Genomic DNA, 9232 nt, shown 5'->3' on the forward strand with positions numbered 1-9232 from the left:
GCGCCCATCCGCGAACGAGCGGATGGGCGCCGTTTGTTTTGGGAGCTTTGTCCGGCAGAGGCGTCGTCCGAGAGGTGGAGTGGTGGATTCGAGTTCGCTCAAGGGGCTGCTGTCCGAGTACGCCGAGCTGGAGACGCAGCTGGCGGACCCGGGCGTGCACGCGGACCAGTCGCGTGCCCGCAAGCTCGGCCGCCGCTACGCCGAGCTGACGCCGGTGGTGACGACCGTCCGCGAACTCGACAGTGCCCGTGAAGACCTCACCGCGGCACAGGAGCTCGCGGCCGAGGATCCCGCTTTCGCCGCGGAGGCCGAGGAAATCGGCGTCCGGATCCCGGCGCTGGAGGCCAAACTCACCGAATTGCTCCTGCCGCGCGACCCCTACGACGGCTCCGACGTCGTCATGGAGATCAAATCCGGGGAGGGCGGCGAAGAATCGGCGTTGTTCGCCGGCGATCTCCTGCGGATGTACCTGCGTTACGCCGAGCGGCACGGCTGGAAGGCCGAGGTGCTGGACTCGGTCGACTCCGATCTCGGCGGCTACAAGGACGTCACGCTGTCGATCAAGAGCAAGACGGCCGAGGCCGACGGCGTGTGGTCGCGGCTGAAGTTCGAGGGCGGCGTCCACCGGGTGCAGCGCGTCCCCGCGACCGAATCGCAGGGCCGGATCCACACCTCCGCCTCCGGGGTGCTGATCTACCCGGAGCCGGAGGAGGTCGAGGTCGAGATCGACCCGAACGACCTGCGCATCGACGTCTTCCGCTCGTCGGGGCCCGGCGGGCAGAGCGTCAACACCACCGACTCGGCCGTGCGGATCACGCACCTGCCGACCGGCATCGTGGTCTCCTGCCAGAACGAGAAGTCGCAGATCCAGAACCGCGCCCGCGCGCTCCAGGTGCTCCAGGCCCGGTTGCAGGCCATCGCCGAGGAGGAGGCCGCCGCGAAGGCGTCGGACGCGCGCCGTTCGCAGGTCCGCACCGTCGACCGCTCGGAGCGGGTGCGCACGTACAACTTCCCGGAGAACCGGATCTCCGATCACCGGGTCAACTACAAGGCGTACAACCTGGATCAGGTTCTGGACGGCGATCTCGACGGCGTGCTCGACGCGCTGGCCACCGCGGACCGCGAAGAACGGCTGGCCGCCCAGGCGGGCTGAGCGGGACAGCGGAACGTAACGACCTAAGGTATCCCGAGTGGCGCGCGAAATCCGGCTTGGTCTCGGTGTTCTGATCACGTCGCTCGGCGTGCTCCTGGTGCGGTTCCTCGTGCCGCGGCCGATCGGGATGGCCGACAACGGCGACGGGTGGCGGCTGCTGTGCCAGCTCGGCGCGAGCCAGCCGGACCGCCCGTCGGAGAAGTTCGTCCGGTTCGCCTACGGTGCCGCGCCCGAGTGCAAGAGCGCGTACATCTCCAGTCAGAGCTGGCTCGACAAGATCGCCAGCGAACTGGGCAAACTGCTTGGCTCGTCCTCGGTGCTGAACCTGCTCGTGCTCGGCGTGCTCTGCTGCGTCCTGCTCGCGCTCGGCATCACGGCGATCGTGCTGGGGCTGCGGTTGTCCACGCGGAACCGGATCATCGCCACCGCGCTGCTGCTGCTCGTGGTCGCGGATTCGGCCTTTTTCGGTTACGTGGCTTCGGTTCTCAGCGAGGGCGCCGCCTTCGTGGGCATCGTGCTGCTGTGCGGCGGCCTGCTGCTGATGAACCGCACCGGTGCGTGGCGGTACGCCGGTGCCGTCGTCACGGTGCTGGGCGCGCTGATCGGGATCAACGCGAAAACCCAGACGCTGCTGCTGATTCCGCTGGTCGTGCTGGCGCTGCTGTTCGTGCGCCCGCCGGGCGTGCGAGGCGTGGCCCGGTGGGCGCTGCCGCTGGCGGTGCTCGTCGTGGCGGGGACCGGGACCGCGCTCACGCAATCGAGCGGCGACCCGGCCAACGCGGAATACCGCGAGGCCAACATGTATCACGTCGTATTCGACGCCATTGTGGACGGACAGCACGATTCGTCCGCCGACCTCGCCGCGCTGGGGCTGCCGCCGGAGTTCGCGAAGTACAGCGGGACCACGTGGTGGAGCGCGCATCCCGCGCACAGTGATCCGCTGTATCCGCAGTACCGGGACAAGATCAGCAGGCGCAACGTCGCGCACTACTACCTCACGCATCCACTGAGGACAGTCGAGATCATGCACAAGGCGGCGCAGGAGGTGCTCACGGCGCGGGTGCCGAACCTGGGCAGCTTCGGCGAGCACGCCGGTCAGCCGCCGCTGGCCAAGGAGTACCGGGTCCCCGTGCTGTCCGGCCTGACCGGTTTGCTCGCCCCGCTCGGCCTGTTCTTCCTTCTTCCACTGTGGATAGTCGTGCTGTGGCTCGGGATCCGCGCGTTCCGGCGCCGGTCCGGGCGCCGTGACCTCGGCGTGGTGACGGTGATGCTGCTGCTGTTCGCGGTCGCGCAGTTCCTCGCCTCCGGTCTCGCCGAAGGCATCGAGGGCGTCAAGCACCAGCAGCTGACGTTGTTCCCGACCCTGCTCGCCGCGGTGTTCGCCGCGCTGAGCTTGCTGCCCCGCAAGGCACCGGAGGAAGTCCCGGCGACATCGGACGAAGCCGCGCAGGAGGTCGCCGTCCAGCCGGCGGCGTAGCTGCTCGTTGCCGATTCCGTGCGACCGGCCTCGTCCTTGACATCGACTCGGGTCGAGGTTTTAGCGTTGCCTGGTCTCTTGGCGATGTGGAGGAGGGATCGGCATGGTCGCGCGCCCCGCCGGGCAGGAACGGTCCGCGAACGAGGCGGACGTGCGGAGTATCAGGGAACTCGTGGCGAAACTGGATTCCGCCATCGCGGACCTCGACGCCGCGGAGTTCGACGCGTGTTTCACCGCCGACGTCGTCTTCACCAACCCCGCGGGCAGACGGTTCGTCGGCTGGGAAGAAATCAACGCGTACCACCGGGAAGCGCTGGCCGCCGCTCCCGAGGGCTATCGCAGCGGCTACACGATCGAACGCCTGACGTTCCCCGCCCCGGACGTGGCCGTGCTCGCTCTCCGGCAGCACGTGACCATGGCGGGCCGCGAAGGCTTCGAAAACGCCGGAACGTGGGTGCTGGTCAGGAGAGCGGGCGCCTGGTGGATTCACGCGGTCCAGAACACCAACGTCAGTCGCGGCTGACTCCCGGAGTGGTTTCGGCGGGGGCGCGGCGCGAGTGCCGGAAGACGACCTGGTGGTACAGCACGTAGTTCCACACCAGGCCGACCGCGATCCCGGCCGCCTTCGGTACCAGGACGTGCACCCCGGGGAACGCCTTCGTGACGGCCATGATGACCAGCGCCTGGATCACCCACAGCCCGAACGCGGTGACCGCGAAGAACAGGATCGCCTGGCGCCGCACGTCCCCGTCCTTCGCGCGGAAGGTGAAGCTGCGGTTGAGGGTGAAGCTCAGCGTCATCCCGGCGCTCGTCGAGAGGAAGTTCGCGACGACCAGCGGGACGCCGAGGGTGACCAGCAACGCGTAGCTGAGCGCGTCGAGGAGTGTGTTCGCGACGCCGACGAGGCCGAACCGCAGCTGGGTGCCGGTGATGAGCTTCACCGCGCGGCGCTCCCGGCGTCCGCGCCCGTCCGCTCCCGTTCACCCGGGTCCGGTGGCCCGGTGCGGACCGACGCCACCGTGTACAACGGCCGGTTCTGCACCTGGGAGTAGGTGCGCCCGATGTAGCTGCCGAGGACACCGAGCATGATGATCTGGATACCGCCGAGGAAGAACATCGCGATCGTGATGAACGCCCAGCCGGGTACCGCGGTTTCGGGGGCGAACAGTTTGACGCCGACGACGTAGAGGACGCCGAGGAAACTGAGCAGCGAGATCAGGTAACCGAACCGGGTGATCATCCGCAGCGGGGTCACGGAAAAGCCGAGAATGCCGTCGGCGGCGAACCGGAGCATCTTGCGCAGCGGGTATCCCGTGACGCCCGCGTGCCGTTTGTCCCTGTCGAACAGCACCGCGGTCTGCTTGAACCCGATGTAGCTCACCAGCCCGCGCAGGAAGCGGTCGCGTTCCCGGTATTTGCGCAGCTCGTCGACGACCTTGCGGTCGACGAGCCGGAAATCGCCGGTGTTCTTGGGAATGTCGACCGCGGCCATCTTGCGCAGGAACCAGTAGAAGGCACCCGCGGTGAGTTTCTTGAACGCCGAATCCTGGCGTGACCGGCGTTGCGCGTAAACGACGTCGAAGCCTTCCTCCCATTTCTCGATCAGTTCGAGCGCGACCCGCGGCGGGTCCTGCATGTCGCTGTCCATGATGATCGTGGCGTCCGCGTCGACCAGGTCGAGCCCGGCGGTGACCGCGAGCTGGTGCCCGTAGTTGCGGGACAGCTCGACGACGGTGACGCGGTCGTCGCGCTCCGCGAGCGCGGCGAGCTTGGCCAGCGATCCGTCACGGCTGCCGTCGTCGACGTAGATGAAGCTGAACGCGTACCTGTCCGCGAGCGGCCGCGTGACCTCGTCGACCGTGCTGTGCAGCAGGTCGATGTTGGCTTCCTCGTTGAAGATCGGGAAGATGAACGCGACTCTTCGCGCTTCGTCGGCCGGTTCTGCGGACACGGGGTCTCCGGGGGTTCTTACGGCGATCGTCCGCCCATCCTAGGAGATCACAGGCCCGGCGGCGACGAGGTCATGCGCTCGGCGAACTCGGCCATGCGCTCGGCATAGCCACTCTCGGCACCGAAGTGGACGGCGACCGCGGAGGCCCCCGCCCCGGCGTAGGCGTGCGCGTCCGCCACGGCCCGGTCGAGGTCGTCCCGGCCGCCGGTCCACTCCATCCGCGCGGAGGCCCGGATCTCCCGTCCGCCTGCCAGTTCGTTGAGCCGCAGGACACGGTTCCCGAAGCCGGCGGGGGACAGGCCCGCGCTCTGCCAGACGTCGCCCAGCCGTGCCGCGCGGCGCAGCGCGGCCGTCGAGTTCCCGCCGACCAGGACCGGGATCCGGCCCTCGGGACGGGGTTCGAAGTGTCCGCCGTCCGGCCCCCGCCCGGTCGTGAAGAGCGCGTCGAGCAGCTCCAGCGTTTCGTCGGTGCGCTTCCCACGCACCGCGAAATCCGCGCCGAGTTCGGCGAACTCCCGGGTGTTCCAGCCGACCCCGGCACCGAGGGTGAGCCGGTGGCGCGACAGGCGGTCGAGCGTCGCGACCTGCTTGGCCAGGACGAACGGGTCGCGCAGCGGCACGATCAGCACGGACGTGCCGAGCCGGATCCGCTCCGTCACCGCCGCGATATGGGCCAGCGTGATCAGCGGCTCGTACACCCCGCCGAACACTTCGCCGTAGGGCCCCGGCGGAAGGACGTGATCGGGCAGGAACACGGTCTCGTAGCCGAGTTCCTCGGCCGCTCGCGCCAGCGCGGCGGGGCGGCCGGGGTCCATGCCGGGTGCTTCGTCGGGCAGTACCACCTGCAGGTCCATGGCTCAGCTCCTGCCGAGGAACTTCTCGATGGCGGTCAGCCAGGCGTCCGGTGCTTCGACGGCGATGTTGTGCCCGGCCTCGATCTCGGCCAGCTCGGCGCCCGGGATCGCGGCGGCCAGTTCCCGCGCCAGCGCGGGGGACGCGAGGCCGTCCAGCGTCGTCGCGATGACGAGCGCCGGCACGCCGATCCCGGCCAGCTCGGCCCTGGTGTCGGCGGACGCGACGAGGTCGACGTGCTCGGGGCTGCCCGGCGGGATGAACGCGGCCAGCTCGTCGACGGCCCGCTCCAGCTCCTCGGCGCTCAGCGATTCGAGATGGCGTTCGCCGGTGGCGACGAGGGTCAGGAACTTCGCGAGCAGCCTGCGGTCGCCGTCGAGCAGCGTGCGCCAGACGTCGGTGGCGAGGCGCATGCGGTTGTTCTGGCGGGCGAACCCGGCGGTCAGGATCAACGCGGTGACGCGTTCCGGATGCCGGGTGGCCGCCCGGACCGCGACCGCGGTGCCGAGGGAGTAGCCGAGGATCGCGAAGCGGTCCAGCCCGGCGTCGGTCGCGATGGCGACCAGCTCGTCGGCGACGGCGTCGAGCTCCAGCGGCGTCGTGCTGCGGGGCGTGTCGCCGCTCCCCGGGTAGTCGGCGCCGACGACGGTGTGCGTGCGCGCGAGGTCGTCGAGAATCGGGCCGAAGTTGCCCGCGATGGTGCCCCCGCCGCCGTGCGCCAGCAGGAGTCCCGGCCCGGAGCCCCGGACGATGTGCGCGAAATGATTCGTCATGCTCGTGACGTTAAGGATTGACATCGGTGTGAAGGCCAAGCCCGGGTGGTGGGGGACACATGCGGATCGGTGAGCTGTCGCGGCGGACGGGCGTGAGCCAGCGCCTGCTGCGGTACTACGGCGAGCAGGGACTGCTGACGGCGGGCCGTGACCGCAACGGCTACCGCGAGTACACCGAGGACGCCGTGATCCGGGTGCGGCAGATCCGCCGCCTGCTCGCCGCCGGGCTGAACACCGAGGTCATCGCCACCGCGCTGGAGTGCGCGAGCGGGGAGGAGGCCGAGCTGGACCTCTGCCCCGAGCTCGCCACGACGCTGCGTCGCGAACTCGACGCGATGGACGATCGCATCGACACCCTGCGCCGGCGGCGCGGCGTGCTCGCTAACTACCTCTCGGCCGGGGAATAGCCGCTACTTCCCGCGCGGGGCGGGCGGGACCATGCCGCGCAGTGCCGGGTGGTTCGGCAGCGTCGCGATGTTGTGCCGGACGCGGTATTCGAGGTCGCAGTCCCAGCAGATGGTCGCGAGCGGGGCGGCGCTGCTGTAGGGCAGGTACTCGACCTCCTCCGTGCGCCCGCACAGCGTCGTGATCACCTCGCCCGGCCCGGGGATGCAGGTCAGGAGGGCTCGGTGCCAGCGGCCGTCGACGACCGGGTGCACCCGGTCGAGGTCGACCATGATCTGCGCGGTCACGATTGGGCGACTCCTCTGTGGTCACTATTCGTAATCATGCGGACGCAGAGTAGGCTCGCCGCGCCTCTTCCGGAACAGACCCCCGGTCCGAGTCGGGGCCCCGGACTGTCCGGTCAGGGCGGGGCAGAGGAGGAGGGCGCGGTGCCGACATCGACCAGCGGTCGGAGTTCCCGCTATCGGGGGACGGTGTCCGGGTTCGTCCTCAAGCTCGCCCGGCAGACGGCCGCGCTCACCCAGGAACGGCTGGCCGAGGCGGTCGGCGCCGACGTCACGACCGTCCAGGCGTGGGAGTCGGGCAGGCGCCCGCTCTCGGCGTTGCAGACGGGGGACCTCCTGCGGCTGCGGAACTGTCTCCTGCGGCTCGGCGCGCCGTCCTCCACCGGGCGGCATCTGCGCGAGGCGATCGAGGTCGACGTCGTGCTGTCGCTGGCGATAGAACACGGCGGCGTCGGTGCCATACCCGATCCGCATCCGCTCGCCGCCGCGGTGCACCGGCATTCGCTGATCAACCTGCTCACCTGGCCGTTCACCGGTGTCACCCCGGGACAGCTGGACGGGTTCGTCTCCCGCGTCCCGCGCCGCGGCCCCGAACCGCTCTGGCCGACGTTCTGTCCCGACGAGCAGAAGCGGTTCTTCGATCACCTGCTCGCCGTCGCGGACCGCTGTGTCGGGCCGGATCAGCGGCTGCTCCGGCGTCAGGCGGTGTATCTGCTCGGCTTCGGGAAGAGCGCGGCGGTGAAGACCTGGCTGCACGACGAGTGGACACGCACCAGCGGGCGGAAGATCGAGGACGGGGACGTCGCCGAGCTGCTGGCGAAGCGGTCGGCGTCGATCGCGCTCGCGGTGACCGGCGATGCCGAGACGCTGTGCTCGTTCGTCCGGAGCACGTCCGGCGGCTGGGCCGAGACCGCCAATCTCAACTACTGGGCCTACTGGACCGGCGAACTCGTGGACGACCAGGCCGACGACCGGTTCGTCGCCGAACTGGACCCCCGCTGCTGGGGCGGGCAACGCCTCGGCTGGCACCTCGTGCACCGGCTCGGCCCCGAAACCCCGCAGCTGACCCTGAACCTGGACACCCTGCACAGCCTGGTCGTCTCCCGGCCGTCGCTGCTGTCCGAACGGCCGCGGCTGCGCTGCCGGACCGCGGCCGCGCTGGAACGCCTCGGCTCCGGCAGCGAACTGCCCGGGTACTCCCGTGATCAGCTCGCCGGGCTGCGGTACGCCGTCCGGCTCGCCGGCCGCTGAGCACCCGCGGCGGGAACACGCGTGCGGCGCGGGCGCCGCGCCGCGACTCGATAGTCTGGGGACACGCGGATCCGCCCCGACGCGCCGTGTCCGCATACGGGGTTGTTCCGCCTCGTGTGTCAATCTCGACGAGATGAAGGACGACCAGTGAAGCGGCAGCCGTTGCGCCTGGCCATCATGGAGGCGACCCGCATTCTGACCGAAGCGGGCGTGGCCTCGCCACGGTCGGACGCGGAGCTCATCGCCGCGCACGTGCTCGGGGTCGAGCGCGGCAGGCTGCCGATGGTGCCGCTGGTCGATCCGCCGGTCGTCGAGGCGATCGGGCAGCTGGTGAACCAGCGCGCGAAACGGATCCCGCTGCAGTACCTCACCGGCTGGGCCGCGCTGGGCGACATCACCGTGAACGTCGGCGCCGGGGTGTTCGTGCCGCGCCCGGAGACCGAGCTGCTGCTCGACTGGGGCCTGAAGTTCCTGCACGGCCGCGAATTCCCGGTCGTGGTGGACCTGTGCACCGGGTCCGGCGCGCTCGCGCTGGCCGTCGCGCACGCGAGACCGGACGCGGTGGTGTACGCCGTCGACGTCGACCCGCAGGCGCTGGCCTGGGCCCGGCACAACGCCGACGTCCACGCCGACGCCGGGGACACCCCGATCCGGCTCTATTCCGGGGACATCTCCGACACCACGATCTTCGCCGAGCTCGACGGCCTCGTCGATCTGGTGCTGTGCAATCCGCCGTACGTGCCCGACGGCACGCCCGTCCCGCCCGAGGTCGCCGAGCACGATCCGGCTCGCGCGGTGTTCGCCGAAGAAAGCGGTCTCGCGGTCATCCGGCACGCGATCGCCGCGGGGGCGCGACTGCTGCGGGCCGGGGGCGGGCTGGCGATCGAGCACGACGACACGCACGGCTCCGCCGTCCCGGCCCTGGTCCGGGCCCGCCGGGTGCTCACCGCTGTCGAGGACCACAACGACTTCGCGGGCCGCGCTCGTTTCGTCACCGCCCGAAGGCTGGGCTGAAGGGGGGGGGGGGTGGGGGGGGCGCGCGGCTGGAGGACCCCAGCCCCCGCCGGGGGTGTGGAGAGTGCAGCC

General features: G+C 70.3%; 11 protein-coding genes. 6 read left to right on the top strand and 5 right to left on the bottom strand.

Annotated elements, in window-relative coordinates:
* The first annotated feature begins 82 nt into the window (after positions 1-82).
* The 3 genes from prfA (at position 83) to ACFWX1_RS24800 (ending at position 3153) form a co-directional block, all read left to right on the top strand.
* A complete protein-coding gene (gene prfA, locus ACFWX1_RS24790; protein ID WP_378391070.1) occupies positions 83-1153 on the top strand; it encodes a peptide chain release factor 1 in 1071 nt (356 codons plus the stop codon).
* Between the two features lie 37 nt (positions 1154-1190).
* Positions 1191-2630, top strand: coding sequence for a hypothetical protein (locus ACFWX1_RS24795; protein ID WP_378391072.1), 1440 nt, complete (start codon positions 1191-1193; stop codon positions 2628-2630).
* A 103-nt stretch (positions 2631-2733) separates the two neighbouring features.
* Positions 2734-3153, top strand: coding sequence for an SgcJ/EcaC family oxidoreductase (locus ACFWX1_RS24800; protein WP_378391074.1), 420 nt, complete (start codon positions 2734-2736; stop codon positions 3151-3153).
* Here ACFWX1_RS24800 and ACFWX1_RS24805 read toward each other — a convergent pair.
* The 4 genes from ACFWX1_RS24805 to ACFWX1_RS24820 are packed head-to-tail and all read right to left on the bottom strand — an operon-like array spanning position 3140 to position 6206.
* Complete coding sequence (locus ACFWX1_RS24805; RefSeq protein WP_378391076.1) at positions 3140-3571, bottom strand: GtrA family protein; 432 nt, start codon at positions 3569-3571, stop codon at positions 3140-3142. The two genes, ACFWX1_RS24800 and ACFWX1_RS24805, sit on opposite strands and share 14 nt — an antisense overlap.
* The gene (locus tag ACFWX1_RS24810) at positions 3568-4581 is read right to left on the bottom strand and encodes a glycosyltransferase family 2 protein (protein ID WP_378391078.1); all 1014 of its coding nucleotides are present in this window, start codon (positions 4579-4581) and stop codon (positions 3568-3570) included. Before ACFWX1_RS24810 ends, ACFWX1_RS24805 begins: the two co-directional genes overlap by 4 nt.
* Positions 4582-4628: 47 nt before the next feature.
* The gene (locus tag ACFWX1_RS24815) at positions 4629-5435 is read right to left on the bottom strand and encodes a TIGR03619 family F420-dependent LLM class oxidoreductase (RefSeq protein ID WP_378391080.1); all 807 of its coding nucleotides are present in this window, start codon (positions 5433-5435) and stop codon (positions 4629-4631) included.
* Positions 5436-5438: 3 nt separating this feature from the next.
* On the bottom strand, positions 5439-6206 hold the full coding sequence (locus ACFWX1_RS24820; RefSeq protein WP_378391082.1) for an alpha/beta fold hydrolase: 768 nt from the start codon (positions 6204-6206) through the stop codon (positions 5439-5441).
* A gap of 59 nt (positions 6207-6265) precedes the next feature.
* Between ACFWX1_RS24820 and ACFWX1_RS24825 the strand changes: the two genes are divergently transcribed.
* A complete protein-coding gene (locus ACFWX1_RS24825) occupies positions 6266-6613 on the top strand; it encodes a MerR family transcriptional regulator (RefSeq protein ID WP_378391084.1) in 348 nt (115 codons plus the stop codon).
* Between the two features lie 3 nt (positions 6614-6616).
* Here ACFWX1_RS24825 and ACFWX1_RS24830 read toward each other — a convergent pair whose 3' ends face one another.
* The gene (locus ACFWX1_RS24830; RefSeq protein WP_378330408.1) at positions 6617-6898 is read right to left on the bottom strand and encodes a hypothetical protein; all 282 of its coding nucleotides are present in this window, start codon (positions 6896-6898) and stop codon (positions 6617-6619) included.
* A gap of 141 nt (positions 6899-7039) precedes the next feature.
* On the opposite strand from ACFWX1_RS24830, the gene ACFWX1_RS24835 reads away from it, so the two are divergent.
* Positions 7040-8146, top strand: coding sequence for a multiprotein-bridging factor 1 family protein (locus ACFWX1_RS24835; protein ID WP_378391086.1), 1107 nt, complete (start codon positions 7040-7042; stop codon positions 8144-8146).
* Positions 8147-8293: 147 nt separating this feature from the next.
* Complete coding sequence (gene prmC, locus ACFWX1_RS24840) at positions 8294-9160, top strand: peptide chain release factor N(5)-glutamine methyltransferase (protein ID WP_378391088.1); 867 nt, start codon at positions 8294-8296, stop codon at positions 9158-9160.
* Positions 9161-9232: the final 72 nt, after the last annotated feature.

The organism is Amycolatopsis sp. NPDC059021 (assembly GCF_042739895.1).
Lineage (GTDB): Bacteria > Actinomycetota > Actinomycetes > Mycobacteriales > Pseudonocardiaceae > Amycolatopsis.

What these genes read in the sequence shown, in the direction of transcription:
- ACFWX1_RS24800 (WP_378391074.1), top strand. Translation starts at nt 2,734, where the DNA reads ATGGTCGCGCGCCCCGCCGGGCAGGAACGGTCCGCGAACGAGGCGGAC.
- ACFWX1_RS24815 (WP_378391080.1), bottom strand. Translation starts at nt 5,435, where the DNA reads ATGGACCTGCAGGTGGTACTGCCCGACGAAGCACCCGGCATGGACCCC.
- ACFWX1_RS24820 (WP_378391082.1), bottom strand. Translation starts at nt 6,206, where the DNA reads ATGACGAATCATTTCGCGCACATCGTCCGGGGCTCCGGGCCGGGACTC.
- ACFWX1_RS24825 (WP_378391084.1), top strand. Translation starts at nt 6,266, where the DNA reads ATGCGGATCGGTGAGCTGTCGCGGCGGACGGGCGTGAGCCAGCGCCTG.